The sequence below is a fragment of the Vibrio gigantis genome (assembly GCF_024347515.1).
In the GTDB taxonomy this organism is placed as follows: domain Bacteria; phylum Pseudomonadota; class Gammaproteobacteria; order Enterobacterales; family Vibrionaceae; genus Vibrio; species Vibrio gigantis.
This window is the reverse complement of record NZ_AP025492.1, coordinates 2,081,965-2,107,532: the sequence shown is the minus strand read 5'-3', so window position 1 is coordinate 2,107,532 and position 25,568 is coordinate 2,081,965. Positions and strand designations below refer to the sequence as shown.

The window sequence follows — 25,568 nt, the reverse complement described above, 5'->3', positions numbered from 1 at the left end:
AAAGCCCACCAGGTTTACTTGGTGGGCTTTTTGTTATTAGTGGGTGCGAGACTTAACAATTTATTTTGAACGCAAGTCGTATTCTTTTCTCTGTGAAGTGACGTGCCAATGGTTGTGCCTTGTGATGAATCATCTGATTGATTTCAGGTGGATATTCACCACATCCCCTCTGATTTCCGTCTCAAATATGGGACTCCCATCTGTTTCACTGCTGATGTATATCTCACCTCGATTAATGCCCTGTATTTGCTAATGATTTATTAACTTTATTGCTGTATATATTTATAAAACTAAGAGGTGCAACTATAATATGCATTTATTTTTATATAAATCAGCACCCTACTAACTTTTAACTACTGTTTTCAGATACCAGAGCGAATACCCAGATTTGTGAAAAGACGTCTCTTCGCACAGACATGGCATTTTTTATGGGGAAGACTAGGCTTAAGAGTAAGTAAACTATAAAAAAACAGGTGAAACGAATCTCCTTTTTCGAGTCGATTGAACATCATAATTGACAGGCATTAATGAAGTTAGATCTGGGTTCGATTTCAACCTGAAACAGTTATTACTTAATTTTCACAGTACTGAGAAAACAGTGTTTTGTGACAACGGGGGATGTATGGATATTGAGGTTTCACGCCAAGCTGCGGTAGTTGAAGCAGTAAGTGGAGAAGTCATCGCTGTTAAGCCTGATGGTAGTGCAAGGAAGGTTTCTGTTGGCGATATCATCCGTGAGAATGAAATTGTTATTACAGCCAATGATGCGGGACTCGTGCTAGACAATCCAAATGGTGTTATTGAAGTAGGAAGCAATTGCGTTGGTTGTCTCGATGAAAGCTCAGCGTGGAACGATGCGCCGATTGCAGGTGAAGTCGCTTTTGATTTAGAGCAAGCGAACGCGAGTACTTTCAGTGACGATGACCTTGCTGCTATTCAAGATGCTATTTTAGGTGGTGCTGACCCAACTCAAATTTTAGAAGCAACGGCAGCTGGTGGTGGGCTAGGTTCTGCAAATGCCGGCTTTGTCACCATTGATTACAACTATACCGAAACTCATCCATCGACATTCTTTGAGACCGCTGGTCTAGCAGAACAAACCGTTGATGAAGAGAGAGAAGAATTTAGGTCGATCACTCGTTCCTCAGGTGGCCAATCAATCAGTGAAACACTGACTGAAGGCTCCATATCTGGCAATACTTATCCCCAATCTATAACAATCACAGAAACGATTATTGCTGGTAGTTTAGCTCTTGCCCCTGACTCTTTCGTCCCAGAAACGCTATCCCTCGCTTCACTACTTAGTGAATTAAACAGCGACATTACCTCAAGTGGTCTGCCCGTCACCTTTACGTATGACGCGGCGATCAATTCTATCGTTGGTGTTCAGGGTGCCAATACAGTTTTAAACATCGATATTGATGCCGTTAGTGTTGGTAATAACGTTGAGCTTTCGCTAACCACAACTATTTCTCAGCCAATTGACCATGTACCGTCTGTTGGCGGTGGTCAGGTTTCCTACACTGGCGATCAAATAGATATTACCTTTGATATTCAAGGCGAAGACACTGCTGGGAATCCGCTAGCAACACCCGTCAATGCGCAGGTTTCAGTGTTTGACGGGGTAGATCCGTCTGCTGAAAGTGTGAATATCACTAACGTTGAAACTAGCAGCGCGGCAATCGAAGGAACGTTCTCCAATATTGGTAGTGATAATCTGCAATCAGCCGTATTTGATGCAAGTGCACTGGATCAGTTTGATGGATTGCTCAGTGATAATCAAAACACGCTTGCCAGACTTTCTGATGATGGAACAACGATTACTCTGGCCATCCAAGGTCGTGGCGAGGTGGTTCTCACTATCTCACTTGATACCGATGGCACTTATAAATTTGAGCAGTTTAATCCGATCGAACAGATCGGCACTGATTCACTTTCTTTTTCACTGCCGATCTCGGTTACGGACTTTGACCAAGATGTTGTAACTAATAACATTAACATTGAGATTACTGATGGCGATAGCCCGGTTATCACTAATGTTGACAGTATTGATGTTGATGAAGCGGGTATTGTTGGTGGTTCTCAAGAGGGGACCGCGCCCGTAGCGGGTAGCGGAAGTATCACCGCGGACATTTTTGAAAGTGACATCATTGACCATTATGAACTTGAACCGGCGGAATTTAATACTGGTGGCACCTTAGTTTCAAATGGCAAGTCTGTGCTACTTGAGCTGATTGATGAAACCAACGGTGTAAGAACTTACGAAGGTTATGTTGAGGTCAATGGCGCAAGAATTACGGTTTTTGATGTAAAAATTGATAACCCATCTTTGGGTAGCTATGAATTTAAGCTCTATGAAGAGCTGTTGCATCAAGGTGCTGAAGACGCACTTTTAACCTTTGCACTGCCTATCTATGCGGTAGATGCAGATGGCGATAGATCGGCATTATCTAGTGGTTCAAGTACTCCAGAAGCCGCGCAGATTCTTATCAACGTTAAAGATGATGTCGTTGAACTGATTGATAAGGTTGAATCTGTTACCGAACCAACTTTAGCTGGTGATACTGTCGTCTCGTATAACCTGTTCAATTTCGAGGGTGCGGATGGTTCGACAATTCAATCATTCAACTACGATGGTGTTGATTATTCATTAGATCAAAGCTTACTACCTGATGCTCCTCAAACCTTCAGTTTTACTGAGGGTGTCGTCACTATCTCATTAAACGGTGATTTCAGTTTTGAAGTCGCTCGTGATATCGACCACTCAAGCAGCGAAACCATAGTAAAACAGTTCTCATTTTTGGCTGAAGATGGCGATGGAGATACTGATACCTCAACACTTGAACTGAGCATTATCGATGGTCAGAACCCAACTATAGATCTGATTCCACCTGTCACTTTATCTGAAACAGATCTTGCCGATGGTTCCGCACCAAGTGGAAGCGTAGTAAGCGCAACCAATACTATTACCTTTACTCCTGGTAGCGATGATGTGGCGAGTTTCCGTGTTGAGCCTACGGAGTTCAATGTCGGCGGTGCACTAAAATCGAATGGCTTTGCGGTTGAGATAAAAGAAGATTCGGCTAATCCGGGTACTTACATTGGTTTTATTACCGATGGTTCAAATACTGAAGTTCTAGTGTTCACGATAGCCTTCTCTACGAGCACGCTGGGTGAATACACCTTTACTCTGCTTGAAGCGCTAGACCATGTGGATGGTTTAGATAATAACGATCTGAGCTTCGATCTGCCTGTTTATGCGGTCGATACGGATGGTGACGATTCATTGGTGTCTCAACTGAATGTGACCATCGGTGATGATGTCCAAATCATGCAAGACGGTACGTTAGATATCGTTGAGCCAAACCTTGCAGACGGCACAGTGACGACTAACACCATTGATGTGATGCCAAACCAAAGTGCCGATGGCGCGACGATCACTCAGTTCACTTATGACGGTCAACTACGAACACTTGATCAGAATGATACCGGCGAGCAGCAATTCAGCTTCACGGAAGGCAAGCTATATATCACTCTTGAAGGGGAAGTACGTTTTGAGCCGAACCGAAATTTAGATCATTCGGTGAGCGAAGACATCGTGAAATCGATTGTTGTTACCTCAAGCGACTTCGATAATGACTCTCTGACTTCAACCGTAACGCTTACCATCACTGATGGTGATAATCCTACGATCGATGCTATTCCGAGCGTGACGCTTTCTGAAACAAATCTCAGTGATGGATCTGCTCCGAGCGGCAGCGCGGTAAGCTCGACTCAAACCATCACGTTCACCAACCAAAGTGATGATGTGGTTCGTTTCCGCATTGAGCCAACGGAGTTCAATACTAACGATGATCTTAAATCGAACGGTTTAGCCGTTGAGTTACGTGAAGATCCGGCAGGGTCGGGTGACTACATTGGTTTTACGACCAGCGCGACAAACGTCGAAACCACGGTATTTACGTTGAGTTTCTCTAGCACTACATTAGGTCAATATACCTTCACTTTGCTTGAAGCGTTGGACCACCAAGATGCCCGAGGTAACAACGAGCTCAACTTTGATCTACCCGTGTATGCAGTAGACAGTGACGGCGATGATTCACTGATGTCTCCGTTAAACGTCACCATCGGCGATGATGTTCAAATCATGCAAGACGGTGCGCTTAATATTACTGAGCCGACGGTCGCTGATTTAGCAGCAGGCACACCGACGACTGCTGTTTTCGATGTGATGCTAAATCAAAGTGCTGATGGCGCAACGGTGACGCAATTTACTTATGATGGTCAGCTTCGAACGCTTGACCAAAATGACAATGGCGAGCAACAGTTTAGCTTCACGGAAGGAGAGCTGTTCATCACTCTTCAAGGTGAAGTACGCTTTGAACCCAATCGCAATCTAGACCACACTCTGAGCGAAGATATCGTGAAATCAATCGTAGTGACGTCTAGCGATTCCGATAACGATGTTTTGACCTCAATCGTCACACTGACCATTACCGATGGTGATATCCCAACCATTGATAATATTCCAACTGTGAGCTTGTCAGAAACCAATCTGAGTGATGGCTCTACACCAAGTGGTAGCACGGTTAGCTCAACTCAAACCATTACTTACACCACTCAAAGTGATGATGTGACCAGCTTCCGTATTGAACCAACTGAGTTCAATGTTGGTGGCGCTCTGACATCTAACGGTTTGGCCGTCGAACTGAAGGCCGACCCAACCACGCTGGGTGGTTACATCGGTTATGTTACGGATGGTTCGAACGTTGAAACCAACGTATTCACGATTAGCTTCTCGGATACCAATTTAGGCCAATACACCTTCACCTTACTTGAAGCGTTGGATCATGTAGATGGCTTAGCGAAGAATGATCTGAGCTTTGACCTTCCGGTTTACGCCGTTGATAGCGATGGTGATGATTCACTGGTGTCTCAACTTAATGTGACCATCGGTGATGATGTACAGGTCATGCAAAACCAAGCGCTTAATATTATTGAGCCAAATCTTGCAGACGGCACAATCACAACCAACACCATCGATGTGATGCCAGAGCAAAGTGCTGATGGTGCGACGATCATTCAGTTCACTTATGATGGTCAAGTTCGAACACTGGACCAAAGTGACAATGGTGAGCAGCAATTTAGCTTCACGGAAGGTGAGTTGTTCATCACTCTTGAAGGTGAAGTACGCTTCGAACCAAACCGTAATCTAGACCACACGGCTAGCGAAGACATAGTGAAGTCGATAGTGGTGACCTCAAGCGATTTAGATAATGACGTACTTACTTCCACAGTGACGCTGACGATTACTGATGGTGATATCCCTACCATTGATGCCGTGCCAAGCGTTACCTTGTCTGAAACGAATCTCGCCGATGGTTCTACACCAAGTGGCAGTGCTGTAAGTCAAACTGAGACGATTACCTTCACTAATCAAAGTGATGATGTAACCAGTTTCCGCATTGAACCAACCGAGTTCAATGTGGGTGGCGCTCTGAAATCGAATGGTTTTGTGGTCGAGATAAAAGAAGACTCGGCGAATCCAGGTACTTACATTGGTTTCATTACTGATGGCTCAAATACTGAAATTCCAGTGTTTACGATTAGCTTCTCGTCCACCACGCTTGGTGAATACACCTTTACTTTATTGGAAGCACTGGACCATGCAGATGGTCTAGCGAACAATGATCTGAGCTTTGATCTTCCGGTTTATGCGGTAGACAGCGATGGCGATGATTCTTTGGTGTCTCAACTTAATGTAACCATCGGTGATGATGTTCAAATCATGCAAGATGGCACGCTAGATATCGTTGAGCCAAATCTGGCAGACGGCACAGTGACGACTAACACCATTGATGTGATGCCAAACCAAAGTGCCGACGGTGCAACGATCATTCAGTTCACTTATGACGGTGTCGTAAACACACTGGATCAAAGCATTTCAGGCGAACAGCAATTCAGCTTCACCGAAGGCGAACTGTTTATCACCCTTGAAGGGGAAGTTCGCTTTGAACCTAATCGCGATCTAGACCATTCCGTTAGTGAAGACATCGTCAAATCGATTGTCGTGACTTCAAGCGACTTCGATAACGATCCGGTAACTTCAACCATTACGCTAACCATTACTGATGGTGACAATCCGATTATTGATGCGGTGCCGAGTGTATCACTTAAAGAAGCGGATCTCGCTGATGGATCTGCTCCGAGCGGCAGCGCGGTAAGCTCGACTCAAATCATCACGTTCACCAACCAAAGTGATGATGTGGTTCGTTTCCGTATTGAGCCAACGGAGTTCAATACTAACGATGATCTTAAATCGAACGGTTTAGCCGTTGAGTTGCGAGAAGACCCACAAGGGTCGGGTGACTATATTGGTTTTACGACCAGTGCGACGAACGTAGAGACTCAAGTATTCACATTAAGCTTTAATGCTGGGTCATTGGGTGAGTATACATTCACACTCCTTGAAGCGTTGGATCACCAAGATGCCCGAGGTAACAACGAGCTCAGCTTTGATCTACCCGTTTACGCGGTAGATAGCGACGGCGATGATTCAGTGATGTCTCCGTTAAACGTCACCATCGGCGATGATGTTCAAATCATGCAAGATGGAACGTTAGATATCGTTGAGCCGAATCTTGCAGATGGTACCGTGACAACTGGTACTGTCGATGTGATGCCAAATCAAAGTGCTGATGGCGCAACGGTGACGCAATTTACTTATGATGGCCAGCTTCGAACACTTGACCAAAGTGACAATGGCGAGCAACAGTTTAGCTTTACGGAAGGCGAGCTGTTCATCACGCTTCAAGGTGAGGTGCGCTTTGAGCCTAATCGTAATCTAGACCACACGCTGAACGAAGATATCGTGAAATCAATCGTGGTGACGTCTAGCGATTCCGATAACGATGTATTGACCTCAACTGTTACGCTGACCATTACCGATGGTGATATCCCAACCATTGATAATGTACCAACAGTGAACTTGTCGGAAACCAATCTGAGTGATGGCTCTGCGCCAAGTGGGAGTGCAGTTAGCTCAACCCAAACCATTACTTACACCACTCAAAGTGATGAAGTTACCGGCTTCCGAATTGAACCAACCGAGTTCAATCTTGGCGGCGCTCTGACATCCAACGGTTTGGCCGTCGAACTGAAGGCCGATCCAACCACACCGGGCGGTTACATCGGTTTTGTTACGGATGGTTCGAACGTCGAAACCAACGTATTCACGATTAGCTTTTCAGATACCAATTTAGGCCAATACACCTTCACCTTACTTGAAGCGTTAGACCATGTAGATGGCCTCGCAAATAATAATTTGAGTTTCGACTTACCGGTTTACGCGGTCGATAGCGATGGCGATGACTCGTTGGTGTCTCAATTAAACGTAACCATTGGTGATGATGTCCAAATCATGCAAGGTGGTACGTTAGATATCACTGAGCCAAATCTTGCAGACGGCACAATCACAACCAATACCATCGATGTGATGCCAAGTCAGAGTGCCGATGGTGCGACGATCACTCAGTTCACTTATGACGGTCAACTACGAACACTTGATCAGAATGACTCTGGCGAGCAGCAATTTAGCTTCACAGAAGGTGAGTTGTTCATCACGCTTGAAGGTGAAGTTCGCTTCGAGCCAAATCACAATCTAGACCACACGCTTAGCGAAGACATCGTCAAGTCGATTGTGGTGACTTCAAGCGATTCAGATAATGACGTACTGACTTCTACAGTGACGCTGACTATTACTGATGGTGATATTCCAACCATTGATGCAGTGCCAAGTGTTACCTTGTCTGAAACGAATCTCGCCGATGGTTCTACACCAAGCGGCAGTGCTGTAAGTCAAACAGAGACGATTACCTTCACCAATCAAAGTGATGATGTAACCAGTTTCCGTATTGAGCCAACCGAGTTCAATGTGGGTGGTGCACTTAAATCGAATGGGTTTGCGGTTGAGGTAAAAGAAGACTCTGCGAATCCAGGTACTTACATAGGCTTAATTACCAATGGTTCGAGCACTGAAGTCCCAGTGTTCACCATTAGCTTCTCGGCAACCACGCTAGGTGAATACACCTTTACTTTACTGGAAGCGTTAGACCATGCAGATGGCCTAGATAAGAACGACCTGAGTTTTGATCTTCCAGTATACGCAGTTGATAGCGATGGCGATGATTCATTGGTATCTCAACTGAATGTGACCATTGGTGATGATGTTCAAATCATGCAAGATGGCACGCTAGATATCGTCGAGCCAAATCTGGCTGATGGCACCGTAACAACCAATACCATTGATGTAATGCCGAACCAAAGTGCCGATGGCGCGAAGATCACTCAGTTCACTTATGACGGTGTCGTAAACACACTGGATCAAAGCATTTCAGGCGAACAGCAATTCAGTTTCGCGGAAGGTGAGCTGTTTATTACCCTTGAAGGTGAAGTGCGCTTTGAACCTAATCGCGATCTAGACCATTCCGTTAGTGAAGACATCGTCAAATCGATTGTCGTGACTTCAAGCGACTTCGATAACGATCCGGTGACTTCAACCATTACGCTGACAATTACTGATGGTGATAATCCGACGATTGACGTTATTCCAAGTGTTACGCTTTCTGAAACGAATCTGAGCGATGGTTCTACTCCAAGTGGCAGCGCTGTGAGTTCGACTCAAACCATTACGTTCACCAATCAAAGCGATGATGTGGTTCGTTTCCGTATTGAGCCAACGGAGTTCAATACTAACGATGATCTTAAATCGAACGGTTTAGCCGTTGAGTTACGTGAAGATCCGGCAGGGTCGGGTGACTACATTGGTTTTACGACCAGTGCGACGAATGTCGAAACCACGGTATTTACGCTGAGTTTCTCTAGTACCACATTAGGTCAATATACCTTCACTTTGCTTGAGGCGTTGGACCACCAAGATGCCCGAGGTAACAACGAGCTCAGCTTTGATCTACCCGTTTATGCGGTAGACAGTGACGGTGATGATTCAGTGATGTCGCCGTTAAGTGTGACCATCGGTGATGATGTTCAAATCATGCAAGATGGTACGTTAGATATCGTTGAGCCGAATCTTGCAGATGGTACCGTGACAACTGGTACTGCCGATGTGATGCCAAATCAAAGTGCCGATGGCGCAACGATCACTCAATTCACTTATGATGGCCAACTTCGAACGCTGGACCAAAATGATAATGGCGAGCAACAGTTTAGCTTCACAGAAGGCGAGTTGTTTATCACGCTTGAAGGTGAAGTGCGCTTTGAGCCTAATCGTAATCTAGACCACACACTGAACGAAGACATCGTGAAATCAATCGTGGTGACGTCTAGTGACTCCGATAACGATGTATTGACCTCAACTGTTACGCTGACCATTACCGATGGTGATATCCCAACCATTGATAATGTACCAACAGTGAACTTGTCGGAAACCAATCTGAGTGATGGCTCTGCGCCAAGTGGGAGTGCAGTTAGCTCAACCCAAACCATTACTTACACCACTCAAAGTGATGAAGTTACCGGCTTCCGAATTGAACCAACCGAGTTCAATCTTGGCGGCGCTCTGACATCCAACGGTTTGGCCGTCGAACTGAAGGCCGATCCAACCACACCGGGCGGTTACATCGGTTTTGTTACGGATGGTTCGAACGTCGAAACCAACGTATTCACGATTAGCTTTTCAGATACCAATTTAGGCCAATACACCTTCACCTTACTTGAAGCGTTAGACCATGTAGATGGCCTCGCAAATAATAATTTGAGTTTCGACTTACCGGTTTACGCGGTCGATAGCGATGGCGATGACTCGTTGGTGTCTCAATTAAACGTAACCATTGGTGATGATGTCCAAATCATGCAAGGTGGTACGTTAGATATCACTGAGCCAAATCTTGCAGACGGCACAATCACAACCAATACCATCGATGTGATGCCAAGTCAGAGTGCCGATGGTGCGACGATCACTCAGTTCACTTATGACGGTCAACTACGAACACTTGATCAGAATGACTCTGGCGAGCAGCAATTTAGCTTCACAGAAGGTGAGTTGTTCATCACGCTTGAAGGTGAAGTTCGCTTCGAGCCAAATCGCAATCTAGACCACACGCTTAGCGAAGACATCGTGAAGTCGATTGTGGTGACCTCAAGCGATTTAGATAATGATGTGGTGACGTCAACAGTCACTCTGACCATTACCGATGGTGATATTCCAACCATTGATGCAGTGCCAAGTGTCACGCTCTCTGAAACGAACTTAACGGACGGCTCTGCGCCAAGCAGCGGCGCAGTCAGTCAGACTGAGACGATTACTTTCACAAACCAAAGTGATGATGTAGCGAGTTTCCGCATTGAGCCTACGGAGTTCAATGGCGGCGGTGCACTAAAATCGAATGGCTTTGCGGTTGAGATAAAAGAAGATTCGGCTAATCCGGGTACTTACATTGGTTTTATTACCGATGGTTCAAATACTGAAGTTCCAGTGTTCACGATAGCCTTCTCTACGAGCACGCTAGGCGAATACACCTTTACCTTGATTGAAGCGTTAGATCATGTGGATGGTTTAGATAACAACGACCTGAGCTTCGACCTGCCTGTTTATGCGGTAGACAGCGATGGTGACGATTCTTTGGTGTCTCAACTGAATGTGACGATCGGTGATGATGTTCAGATCATGCAAGACGGTACGTTAGATATCGTCGAGCCAAACCTTGCAGACGGCACAATCACGACTAACACCATTGATGTGATGCCAAATCAAAGTGCCGATGGCGCGACTATCACCCAGTTTACTTATGATGGTCAGCTACGAACGCTTGACCAAAATGACAATGGTGAACAGCAGTTTAGCTTCACGGAAGGTGAACTGTTTATCACCCTTGAAGGTGAAGTACGCTTTGAGCCGAACCGCGACCTAGACCATTCAGTTAGCGAAGACATCGTGAAGTCGATTGTGGTGACTTCAAGTGACTTCGATAATGATCCGGTAACTTCAACCATTACGCTAACCATTACTGATGGTGACAATCCGATTATTGATGCGGTGCCGAGTGTATCACTTAAAGAAGCGGATCTCGCTGATGGATCATTGCCAAGTGGTAGTGCGGTTAGCCAAACGGAAACCATCACTTTCACTAATCAAAGTGATGACGTTGAGAAATTCCGTTTAGAGCCAAGTGAGTTTAATACTAACAATGCGCTCAAGTCCGATGGTTTGATCATTGAGATTCGAGAAGAGCCAACAGGTTCAGGCAATTACATTGGTTTTACGACTGATATTTCGAATGTCGAAACCACGGTATTTACACTCGATTTCAGCAGTACCACTTTGGGTAAGTACACCTTCACGCTTCTGGAAGCGATTGACCATACACCAATTCAAGGAAATAACGATCTAACATTCAACTTGCCGGTTTACGCGGTTGATAGCGATGGTGATGACTCTGTGATGTCGCCACTGGCCGTGACTATCACTGATGATATTCAAGTGATGGTTAATGACTCTCTCACAATTGAAGAGCCAACGGTTGCAGATTTGGCAGCGGGTACACCGACAACGTCGACGGTTAATGTGCTGGATGAAGAAGGCGCTGATGGCACGACCATTACTCAGTTTACTTACGATGGTGGAGCGGTATTAACGCTTGACCAAAATGACACGGGTGAGCAAAAGTTCGTGGTTGCTGACGGGTCATTGTATATCACTCTGCAAGGTGATATTCGCTTCGAACCAAGTCGTAACCTTGACCATACTGGTGGCGATATCGTTAAGTCGATAGTCGTAACCTCCAGTGATTCTGATAGCGATCTTGTGTCTTCAACGGTCACGCTAACCATTACTGATGGCGATATCCCAACCATTGACACAGTGCCAAGCGTTACGCTGTCAGAAACGAATCTGAGTGATGGTTCAGCTCCGAATGCCAGTGCGGTGAGTTCAACTCAAACCATTACCTTTACTAACCAAAGTGATGACGTGACGAGTTTCCGCATTGAACCGACTGAGTTTAATGTTGGTGGTGCTTTGAAATCGAACGGATTAGCGGTTGAGTTGAAAGCGGACCCAACCACACCGGATGGCTACATCGGCTTTGTGACAACGGCTCCGAATGTTGAAACTAACGTGTTTACGATTAGCTTCTCGGGTACTAATTTAGGCCAGTACACCTTCACCTTACTTGAAGCACTAGACCATGTAGATGGCTTAGCGAAGAATGATCTGACTTTTGATCTTCCTGTTTATGCCGTTGATAGCGATGGTGATGACTCACTGGTGTCTCAACTTAACGTCACCATCGGCGATGATGTACAGGTCATGCAAAACCAAGCGCTTGATATTATTGAGCCAACGGTTGCTGATTTGGCTGCGGGTACTCCGACGACAGCCACTGTTGATGTGATGCCTAACCAAAGTGCCGATGGCGCGACAATCACTCAGTTTACCTACGATGGCGGGACGGCTATAACACTCGACCAAAATGATACGGGCGAGCAGAAGTTTGTCTTTGCTGAAGGTTCATTGTTCATTACCTTGCAAGGTGAAGTTCGCTTTGAACCAAACCGTAATCTAGACCACATGCTGAGTGAAGACATCGTGAAGTCGATTGTGGTGACTTCAAGCGATTTAGATAATGATGTGGTGACGTCAACGGTTACTCTGACCATTACTGACGGTGATATCCCAACCATTGATGCCGTGCCAAGCGTTACCTTGTCTGAAACCAACCTTAGTGACGGTTCTGCACCGAGTGGCAGCGCAGTCAGTCAGACTGAGACGATTTCCTTCACCAATCAAAGTGATGATGTGACCAGCTTCCGTATTGAACCAACCGAGTTCAACGTGGGTGGTGCACTTAAATCGAATGGATTTGCGGTTGAGATAAAAGAAGACTCTGCTAATCCGGGTACTTATATCGGTTTTATTACCGATGGCTCGAATGCTGAAATCCCAGTGTTCACCATTAATTTCTCTACTACCACTCTTGGTGCATACACCTTTACTTTGCTTGAAGCGCTAGACCATGCGGATGGTTTGGATAAGAACGATCTGAGCTTTGATCTGCCGGTTTATGCGGTAGATAGCGATGGCGATGATTCTTTGGTGTCTCAACTTAATGTAACCATCGGTGATGATGTTCAAATCATGCAAGACGGTACGTTAGATATCGTTGAGCCAAACCTTGCAGACGGCACAATCACGACTAACACCATTGATGTGATGCCAAACCAAAGTGCTGATGGTGCGACGATCACTGAGTTTTCTTTTGGTGGTATTGTCAAAACACTCGATCAAAGCATCGTAGGTGAGCAGCAGTTTAGCTTCACCGAAGGTGAGTTATTCATTACTCTGCAAGGCCAGCTGCGCTTTGAACCGAATCGCGACCTTGACCATTCAGTTAGCGCAAATATCGTGAAGTCGATAGTAGTGACTTCAAGCGACTTCGATAACGATCCTGTGACTTCAACAGTCACACTTACCATTACCGATGGTGATATTCCAACCATTGATGCAGTGCCAAGTGTCACGCTCTCTGAAACGAATTTGACGGACGGTTCTGCGCCAAGCGGTGGTGCGGTGAGTCAAACGGAGACGATTACTTTTACCCACCAAAGTGACGATGTTGTTCGTTTCCGTCTGGAACCAACCGAGTTCAATACTAACGATGCACTTAAATCGAATGGTTTAGCAGTCGAACTGCGTGAAGACCCTCAAGGCTCTGGTCAGTACATTGGTTTTACGACCAGCTCGTCTAATGTAGAGACGACAGTATTTACGCTGGACTTTAACTCCGGAACCTTAGGCGAATATACATTTACCTTAATCGAAGCTCTGGATCATCAAGATGCACGCGGCAACAACGATTTAAGCTTTAATCTACCTGTGTATGCGGTTGATAGTGATGGCGATGACTCGCTAGTCTCTCAGCTTGGCGTAACCATTGGTGATGATGTGCAATTGATGCAAGACGGCACAATCACCAGTCGTGAGCCGGCATCAAGTGTTGAAACATCAAATACCTTTGATGTGATGCCAAACCAAAGTGCAGATGGAGCCAAAGTCACTTCATTCGTTTTCGATGGTAACACTGCAGAAAGCCTTGATTTGAATGTGAATGGTGAACAAGAGTTTGTCTTCACGGAAGGCTCGGTATTCATTACGACGGAAGGTGAGATACGTTTCGAACCTGTGCGTAATCAAAACCATGCAGGCGGTGATATTACCAAATCTATTGAGGTGACGTCTGTTGACCTCGATGGCGATATTGTTACATCGACCGTGACACTTAAGATTGTTGATGGTGACCTTCCTACAATCGACCTTGTTCCTGGAATTACGTTATCTGAAGTGGATCTGGCTGATGGCTCTGCCCCAACGGGCAACCCAGTAACGATGACACAAACCATTACTTACACTGTAGGTAGTGACGACGTCAGTCATTTCAGAATTGACCCTACGCAGTTCAATACTTCAGGGGCTTTGAAATCAAATGGCCTAGATGTCGAAATAAAAGAGCAACCAGCTAATTCTGGTCATTATATTGGCTTCGTTAAAGACAGTTCTAACGTAGAAACCAACGTCTTCACGATTAGCTTCTCGACGAGCAATTTAGGGCAGTACACGTTCACACTGCTTGAAGCGTTAGATCATGTAGATGGATTACAAAACAATACACTAAGTTTCGATGTCCCTGTGTTAGCGGTTGATGCGGATGGTGATGATTCTGCAATGTCGCCAATGACGGTTGCCATCACCGATGACGTACAAGGCGTTCAAGATGGTACCTTGAGTATCACGGAGCCTTCATTAGCTGATTTGGCATCGGGTACGCCACCAACGACACCAATCATTGATGTTATGCCAACGCAGAGTGCTGATGGTGCGAAAGTGACACAGTTTACTTACGATGGTGGTACAGCTGTAACGTTAGACCCAAGCATCGCCACAGAACAAGTCTTTACCGTAACCGATGGCTTGCTGTACATCACTATTGAAGGGGAGGTTCGTTTTGAGCCGAGTCGAGATCTAGACCATTCATCTGGCGATATCGTAAGAACGATTGTCGTTACCACCGGTGACTTTGATAATGATACAGATACTGCAGATGTCACTTTGACGATCAAAGACGGCATCGATCCAGTAATTGACGTGGTTCCAGATGTTAACTTATCGGAAGTTAACCTAGCGGATGGCTCGACACCAACTGGTTCTCCGGTCAGTTCGACTCACACAATTACGTATACAGAAGGAAGTGATGATTTTAGTCACTTTAGAATTGCGACCAACGAATTCAATCCTGGCGATCTGTTGAAATCAAGTGGTCTTGTTGTGCAACTAAAAGAAGATCCTGCTTCTACAGGCGACTACATTGGTTATACCGATGACGGTATGGGTAACGTTACCGATGTATTCACCATTAGCTTTGATAGTGCAAATAAAGCTCAGTTTACATTTACCTTAATCGAGGCACTCGATCATCTTGATGGCGTGCTTTACAACGATCTCACGTTCCGTTTACCGATCTATGCCGTTGATACAGATGATTCTGAATCAACGAAACGCGATGTGGTGGTTACGATAGAAGATGACCTCCAGCAAATGCAAGATGGCTTCCTGACCATTACTGAGCCTAATACTGGTACTGCTACAACGGCTACAGTTGATGTGATGCCCATACCAAGTGCAGACGGTGCGACTATTACGCAGTTTACGTACGACGGTGGCTCTGCAATTACTCTGAATCAAAGCATCAGCGGTGAACAAGAATTTGTTTTCACGGAAGGCTCACTGTTTGTGACATTAGATGGTGATGTGAGGTTCGAGCCAAATCGAAACCTTGATCACTCTGCGGGCGACATTGTTAAATCGATTGTGTTCACCTCTTCAGATTTTGATAACGACATCTTCTCATCAAAAGTCACTCTCACCATTGTTGATGGTGATGGGCCAGCAATTGACGTTGTGCCGGGTGTGGCATTGTCAGAAAGCTTACTTGCGGATGGCTCTACGCCTAGCGTAAACCCTGTGAGTATGACTCAAACCATTACTTCACTTGCAAGCAGTGATGATATTGCTGAAATAGTGGTTGAAGTAGGGTTGTTCAATACCAACGGTGCGTTGAAGTCGGATGGTCTTGAATTGAGTTTGCGCGAAGACCCTGCAAATTCTGGCGACTACATCGCATTCACGACGGATGGTTCGGGTGTTGAGAAAGTTATCTTCACTCTAGACTTTGATGACACGAATCCGAGCCAATACACATTTACTCTGCTTGAGCGTTTAGACCATGTTGATGGTTTAGGAAATAACGATCTGAGCTTTGATCTTTCTGTTTATGCAGATGATACCGATGGTGATATTTCAGCGTCTAAACCGCTTACTGTCACTATTACTGATGATGTCCAACTGATGCAGTCAGGTGCGCTCAACATAACAGAGCCAACCACAGGAACACCGACTACAACAGTCTTTGACGTGATGCCTGCGCAAAGTGCAGATGGCGCCACAATCACTAAATTTACCTATGGCAGCCAACCTGAAGAGTCACTAGTACAAACCGATACGGGTGAACAAGAGTTTATGTTCGCTGAAGGCTCCTTGTTTATCAATCTCGAAGGTGATGTACGTTTCGAGCCTAAACGCAACCTCGATCATTCTGGTGGTGACATTGTTAAGACCATTACGGTGACATCGGAAGATAAAGATGGCGATATTGTCACTTCAACAGTGACGCTGACTATTGCAGATGGTGCTCCACCAGTAATAGACACAGTACCAACGGTTGCATTGGAAGAAGCGAATCTGGTCGACGGCTCTTCACCTGGCTTACCTGTGAGCCAAACTGAAACCATTACTTTCACAGCAGGAAGTGATGATGTGAGCCACTTCCGTATTGATACTACTCAGTTCAACACATCTGGCGATCTGAAAGCGGATGGTTTGGTGGTTCAGCTAAAAGAAGATCCTCTGAACAGCGATAATTATATTGGTTACATTGAGAGCGGCGGTGTCCAAACGGATATCTTCACCATCACGTTTAGCAGCGTGGCTCTAGGAGAGTACACATTCACCTTGTTGGAAGAGTTAGATCATCTGCCAGTTCAGGGTAATAACGATCAAGTTTTCACCTTGCCAGTTATCGCTGTCGACAAAGATAATACTGATTCAGCAATGAAACCGCTAACGGTGACCATTACTGATGATGTGCCAACCATTACTGATACAACTGTTGCAAGTACGTTTGTGGTTGATGAAGATGATTTAGGCACTCTGGCACAAGCGACGGGGTCGTTTGTAACCACAGAAGGTGCAGACCAAGTTGAGGTTTACGAGCTGCGTAATATCTCAACGCTGGAAGCAACGCTATCGTCGGGGAGTGAAGGTATTAAGATCACCGAAATTACCGGTGCTGCTAATACGACTACCTACCAAGGTGCAACCGACTCAAGTGGAACGCCAATTTTCACATTAGTGTTGACTGATGATGGTGCTTACACCTTTACCTTGCTTGGCCCTCTCAATCACGCTACGACACCGAGTAACCTCGATACATTAACAATACCATTTGATGTTGTTGCCGTTGACGGTGATGGCGATGATTCTAACCAATATGTATTGCCAATAGAGGTGCTAGATGATGTGCCTGTGATGACCGCTCCGACCGGTGAAACGGTTGTTGATGAAGACGATCTTACAGGTATTGGGTCGGATCAAGCGGAAGACACCATCATCAACGGACTGTTCACCGTCGATGAAGGTGCCGATGGCGTAGTGAAGTATGAACTGGTTGATGAAGACTTGGTTCTGGCTGGCTTAACTTCCGATGGAGAAGGCTTAGAGTGGTTAGCTGTTTCACAGGTCGGTACAACATTTACCTATGTTGCTCAAACCGTGACGAGTAATGAAGCGGTGTTTGAGATTATTTTCGATACCTCGGATAACAGCTATCAGTTTGAACTGTTTAAACCCCTTAAACACCCTGATGGTGCCGATGAGAACAACATCGAACTTGGTTTCTCAGTTGTGGCTGAAGATTTTGACCAAGACCAATCAAACGCGATCGATCTGACAATCACCGTGACGGATGATGTTCCATTGCTAACAACTCAGTCGATTACTCGTCTTGAAGGTCAGAACTACGATGGTTCTAAAGTCGATATGTTTGCCAGTGCGACGGATGTTGGTGCTGATGGCGCGGTACTGAGCCGAATTGAAGGGATTTCAAGTAATGGTGCTGATATTGTTTTCCGTGCTGGGAACAGCGGGCCATACAGCAGCGGCTTAGATTTAAATAGTGGCAGCCAAGTGGTTCGAGTCTACGAGCAGACGAATGGAGGAGCTGATACTCGTCAGCTTGGTCGATTACGTATCAACTCAGATGGCGAGGTTGAATTCAGAGCTAATGGTTATCTAGATCATGACGGTCTTGATACCATCGACTTCTCGATTAACGTGATCGCGACGGATGGCGATTTAGACACCTCTGAAACACCGCTAGATATCACGATTACTGATAGGGACTCTACAAGAATCGCTCTGAAAGTGACGACCTTCGAGGATGCGGGTAGAGACTCAACCATACCTTATGCAACAGGTGATGAGCCGACTCTTGAGAATGTTCAAGATAACCAAAGTGGTTTGCCTGATGCACCAGCGCAAGTTGCGCTGCAAGTTAGTCTTTATGACCAAGATAACGCTGAATCTATTGGGCAGTTGACGATTAAAAGCCCGAACGGAGGTGACAGTCACCAAGGTACGTTTTATTACTTGGATGGTACTAGCTCTCAGTACATTGAATTAGTGCCTGAGCCAAATGGGAGCATTATATTTGGTCCTCCTCAACTTGAACAAAGCTTTGCTCCTAATCCGAATGAACCGAGACAAACTATCGCGACGATAGACAACTTGTTCTTTGTTCCGGACCAACACGCTAGTTCGGATGAAACTGGTGGGCGAGTTCGTTATGAGCTTGAAATTGAGAAAAATGGCAGCACAGATCACACCGTCAATTCAAACTTCAGAATTGAGATTGAAGCGGTTGCGGATATTGCAACGTGGGATGACGCCAACAGTACGTATCAATATCAAGTTAATGAAGATGAAGATAGCGTTACGTTGCAGCTGAATGCAGAGTCGCAAGATAACAGCCAAACTGAAACCATTACCTATGAGCTTGAAGCTGTTCAAGGCGACGGGAAGTTTGAGCTGCTTGACCAAAATGGCACAGTGCTTACGCCAGTTAATGGTGTTTATATCATCGCATCTGCTGATATCAATAGCACCGTAGTTAACCCTATTGATAACTTCTCTGGGCAAATTGAGTTTAAAGCGACAGCGATTACTGAAGAAACGCTTAACCCATACGATGATTCAGGTAACGGTGGGGTAGATAAAACGACCGCTCGCTCTGTCGAACAAAATATCATTATTGATGTGACTGCTGACGCCGATCCGGGCAAGTTCAGTGTGAGTCGTATCAAGATCAACGAAGATAATATCGATAACCCTGATTACATTGGTCCTTTGGACAACAAAGACGCATTCACGTTAGACGAAGTCATCACCATGACTGGTTCTGTGGATACTGATGGTTCTGAAGAACTGTTTGTTCGTATCAGCAATATTACCGAAGGTGCTGTGCTTAGCAGTACTGATAGCAATGTAACCATCGACACGGTGACTGTTAACGGTATTGTTTATCAAGAGGTTGCTTATGCTGACTTAGCAAAAATTGAAGTGATACCGACCGAACACAGCAACGTGGATTTTACCTTTGATGTAACGGGTGTGGTCAAAGATACTGCTAACCTCTCTACAGGTGCGCAAGTCGATGAAGAAATCCTAGGGACTAAAACGGTTAATGTTGAGGTTAAAGGTGTTGCGGATGTTCCTTATGGTGGTACCGATGGTACTGCTTGGACTGCAATTACCGATGGCACAACCTCTGGTGTTCAAACCACGATTCAAGAGAGTCAAAACGGTGATAGCTTTGCTGAGCTGGATTTCACAGTATTGTCTGGGGAGAGAAGACCGGATCCGACAGCTGTAGATCAAACCCCCTTGCCAGATGATGGTTCAGAATCCATAACGGTTATCCTTTCGGGGATTCCAGATGGCGTGATTCTCGAAGATGGCGACGGTACGGTGATCGACCTTAACTTTGTTGGTTACGAAACAGGGCCGGGCGGTAGCCCTGATTTATCTAAACCTATCTACGAAGCGAACATTACAGAGGCGGGTAAAACCTCAGGTATTCGCATCAGACCTGTCGACTCATCGACAGAGAATATCCACATTCAAGGTCAAGTGATAGTGACCGAAAACGATGGTCATACCTTAACGTTCGACCAAGAAGTTCGAGTACTAGTCGAACCAAGGATCGACACATTAACGGGTTACGTCAACACGACCAATGGCAATGAAGATTCAGTAATCAATATCGATTGGCATCCAGAGGGCGTTTCTTATATTGATTCTGATGAACATTTCACCGAGATAAAAATATCGAACATTCCATCAGGGGTAACGGTTGCCGTAAACGGTGATGTGAAAGTTGTAGACGATGGTGCTGGTACGTTAACTATTACGCCGAAAGACAGTAATCAAACGCCAGAACAGTTTACCCAAATTGCATTAGCAAATAACTTTATTCAAATGACACCTCCGGCTGATTCTAGTGCTGATTTTACACTGAGCACTGAGGTAAAAGTCGAAGAACGCGATCATGAATACGTTGATTCTGGCAACCCTGGTCAGGGTATTGCGACTGCGACGGTCTCTGGCACGGTTAATGTTGTTGTGCGACCTGTGGTTGAACCAGAAGATGCCAATAACAAACTTATTGTCGATGATGTTGCAGGGACAGGGGCACTAGCAACCGTAGTTGCAGATGCAAATACTGGCGTGCTTAAGTTCACGACCAATAGCGATAATACCTCGGTTACGGATGAATTCGTCATTCGTTACCAAGAAACAGATGCTTCGTCTGCTATCGAAGAAGTGGACCAGTTAGTTATCCAATTAACAAACGTGGACGACTCGGCGCTATCAGATGATGTGCTCAATCAGTTGCTTGTTATTGGAGCTGCTTATGAAGGTAATGGTCGTTGGGTTGTAACCAATGAAGATCTGTTTAGCATCAGTGCACCGAACGGTCTTGCTTTTCCACCTCTATCAGGCACCTCTGGTGTGTTCAATGACATCAAGATGACCATCTTTAGTACAGTGGTTGATCGCGGTGATGGTGTTGAAATTGAGTCATCCCCTGTTGTTCAAAGGGAAGGTGAAGTAAATCTATCGTTCCCAGAAGTGCTTGTTGGCGGGAATGAGGTGGCTGCAGATATTACGATGGTACCAGACAGCGTTGTCGATGCTATAGAAGACACACAGCTAGACTTAGGATCTGCGCTAAATAGTTTGATTACTTTCTCTGGCGAAGATGCTTCAACAGATCAAGTGACGATCATTATTGACGACTCGGTAACCATTCCCCCAGGCGACACTTTCCCAATCAGTTTAGGAGGCGGCAGTGATGTTGACTTCGTAAACGGGAAGTATGTATTCGAAACAACCGTCGAGCAGGGGGTTCCAACAGACTTCTCTGGCCTGCTGCTAAACTTGCCTGCTGACTATTCTGGCGACTTTAGATTACCAATCACCATCGTGACTAAAGATACACAGTCTGGTGATGAGAAAACCTTGGTGACTGATGTTGTTATCAAAGTTGCTCCTGATGTTGAGGGCAATCCAGATTTCGATGTTACGGTTGTTGGTTCTCTGGACGATTCGTTTAACCCTGTCGATACCGATGGTCAAGCTGGACAAGATCCGGTGGGCTATGAAGATACCTACATTCAGCTTGATTTTAGCTCAACCATTACTGACCAAGTCAGTGGGATTGAAGGTGGTGACGAAAAATTCACTTCTATCACGCTGACTTTGGATGACACAAGTGTCGGTGCATTTTACACCAACGCAGGTGTATCTCTTGGCACAACGGTGACCTTCGATGAAGCGGAGATCAGCGCAGGTGCTCTCGATGACGTCTTGTTCCGCCCTGCACTTAATTACCCAACGGGTAACGATATTAATCAGGTACAAGTTAATGTTAACGGGACGATTACCGATACAGCTACCTACAATGACGCCTCGTCTCCTGTTGGCAGCACAACTGACACGGACACCTTCTCTACAAGTGCGAACTTTGAAGTGGTCCCTGTCGTGGATGATGTTCTCGTCACAGGGCCGGGTAGTGACCCTGATGTTATCGAAATTACGGGTAGCGAAGATCAAGAAATCTCGTTGTCTGGAACTAGCCCGATCTCAATTGGTTTGACAGATTTAGATGGTTCAGAATCCTTTGTTTCCATTAAATTTACTGACGTGCCGGATGGTTTCCAATTCCGAGTCGACAACAATTCAGACTTTACAGTGAAGAATAATGGTGGCGGAGTTTGGAGTGTCCAATTACCGCCTAGCGTGTCGACGTCATTTGATCTAAGTGAGGTCTCTGTTCTGCCACCGAAAGATTTCAGTGGTACCTTTGAGTTTGGTGTCGAAGTCTTTACTCAAGAATCTTTGTTAGGTGTTCCTACAAATGCAGGCACGTTGCCGAGCTTTGAAGTCCATGTGCTTCCTGTGGGCGATGATGTTGATACCAACCCAACTGACTCTGTTACAGGTAACGAAGGCCAAAACATTGATATCGAAATCAATGCGACGATTTTGGATAAAGAACTGTCGGTAACAGGAAGCGGGACGTATAGCGAAAACGCGCCAGAAACACTTCGCGTTGAAGTGGCCGGCGTGCCTCAAGATGCTTCTATTTTCTACCCTGACGGCACAACCTTAGCGAGCTACGATCCGGTGACTCAGCTATGGACACTTGATGTCTTGGCTCAGTCGTTAGATAAGATCGTGTTTAACTCAGGTGAACATAACAGCGGTGCGGGCAATGTACTTGGCATTAATGGGCCATTACAAATTACTGTTCGCTCGGTAGATACTGATGCTGACAATACTGAATATTTAGGTACGCCAACCAGCTTTGATGTTGATTTAGTCATTGATCCAATTAACGATCAACCGACGTTTGTGAATGTGACCAACATTGAAACGCCTGAAGATATTAGCATCGCTATCGACAACTTTAGTATCTATGATGTTGACGCTAATTTTGACAACCCAGACGCGCCGTATGTTCTTACGTTGCAAGTGGATCAAACACTGCCGGGAGCACAAGGCGTGTTTGAGTTTACGAGTTCACCAGACGTGACGTTTGTATTGCAACCTGACGGTACATTGGTGATTACGGGTAAAGAAGCCGACATCAATACCGCATTAACCAATGGCGCAGTGACTTTCAAACCAGATCCAGAGCAGAATTACCTTAACCAGAGCGGTTTAGTCACGATCAATGCAACGCTCGACGACGGCGGTAATAACGGCTTGATTGACGCGGGCGATCCTAATACAGCTCAGACCAACCAAACTACTTTCACCATTAAAGTAACAGAAGTGAATGACGCTCCTGTGGCGACTGATATTGATTTAGGTTCGATTACTGAAGATGGTCAAATAGTGATAGTGGAAGGAGACTTGATTGCAGCGAGTTCTGATCTAGAAAATCATAACCTCACTGTAACTGGTGTCACTATTACACAAGGGCAAGGTCAGCTAACGCGCTTTGAAAACGCTGGTGGTGTTGATGACGCTGCGATTACTGGACCGTTCTGGATTTTCACTGCAGCCAATGATTTTAATGGCGATGTGAAGTTCAATTACGACATTATTGATGACGGTACCACCAACGGTGTAGATGATTTCTTAACTGACAACGCTGAAATCAGCCTTGTGGTTACTGAAGTGAATGACCAGCCAGTGGCAACGGACATCGACTTAGGGAATATCCTTGAAGAAGGGCAGTTGATCATCAAAGAGGGGGATTTAATTGCTGCAACGAGTGATCCGGAAAATGACACGATTAGCGTGACTAATCTGGTGCTCGATGAAGGTCAAGGCCAGCTACAGCGTTTCGAGAACGTAGGTGGTGCTGATGACGCTATGATTACTGGCCCTTACTGGGTATTTACGGCTGCTGATGAGTACAACGGTAACGTCAAGTTCACCTATACCGTAGAGGATGATGGTACTACCAACGGCGCTAATGATTTCCTAACGGATACGGCAGAGATCACTGCGATCGTTGACGGAGTGAACGATACGCCTGTCATTGATGGTGACAGTGTCACCACTCTTATCGATGAGGATACTGGTCAACTGTTGAGTGGTATCAATGTCAGTGACCCTGATTATGTAGATGCATTTTCTGATGACTTAATGACAGTCACGCTGACGGTAGATTACGGCACATTGAATGTATCGCTTCCGGCAGTGACGACGGTTGTTGTTAACGGCAACAACACGGGTTCAGTTATCTTAGTGGGGACATTGAGCGACCTGAATGCGTTGATTGATACGCCAACCAGTCCAAATGGTGTTTTCCTTGATGCGAGTCTATCTCCAACCAGTAGCATTGGATTAGAAGTTATCGCCAAAGATAGCGGCAACCCTTCAGGTATTGCGATAGAGACAGCACCTGTGGTTTACAACATCGCGGTGACGCCAGTGGCGAATGCACCGACCCTGTCTATCGATAGTGCGACTAACTACGTTAGAAATATTACTGCGAGTCAGTCTGTCAGTGCGAGTGGCATTCCTTTGGTTGGGATTATCGCGGCCTTAACAGACATTACAGAAGAGCTAACGCTGCATATCAGTGATGTGCCTGCTGGCGCTCAAATTACCAGTGCAGCTGGTTCTGTGACGGATCTCGGCGGCGGTGTTTGGGTCGCAACGGCGGATGCAATTGAAAGCTTACAAGCAGTCGGGCTTTCTCAAACTCCGGGTAATTACACACTGAAAGTTGAGGCGGTTTCAGAAGAGACTGACAACAACGATACAGCGACTTCTGCGTCCATTGACCTGAATTTGAACATTGTTTCTAACGCAGTTGATATTAACTTGGCTTCGGAAACTGATGATGTTCAGTTATTGGCTGGTGCTAATGCGACGGACCTCACTGGCGGTTCAGGTAATGACCGACTGGAAGGTGGTGCAGGTGACGATACGCTTGTTGGCGGTGACGGTAACGATACGCTCATTGGCGGCGAAGGTTCTGATATTCTAACCGGTGGCGATGGTATGGATTCGTTCGTATGGCTTAACATCGAAGATGGTGTTGAAGACACCATTACCGATTTCAGTCTATCGGAAGGGGATAGTATTGACTTGAGAGAAGTGTTGCCAGAGCTTAAAAACACATCCCTAGACATGACAGCGCTGCTGCAGAAGATAGATGCGAAAGTGGACGGGGATGACATTGAGCTTACTATCAACCCGGATGGCGTTGGCACCACGGAACAGGTGATTGTGGTTGAAGATTTGGCGCCACAGTTAACCTTAAGTGGCACCATGTCGTCAGACATTCTGGATGCGTTAGTACAACAGAATGTGATAACTCACGGTTAAAGCGAACCATTAAACCACAACGAAATAGGCC

Annotated in this window: 1 protein-coding gene; it reads left to right on the top strand. The window is 45.7% G+C overall.

Translation table 11 applies throughout. From position 1 onward, the window contains the following. Window positions 1-622 precede the first annotated feature (622 nt). Complete coding sequence (locus tag OCV56_RS09235; RefSeq protein WP_150330742.1) at window positions 623-25,537, top strand: retention module-containing protein; 24,915 nt, start codon at window positions 623-625, stop codon at window positions 25,535-25,537. Window positions 25,538-25,568: the final 31 nt, after the last annotated feature.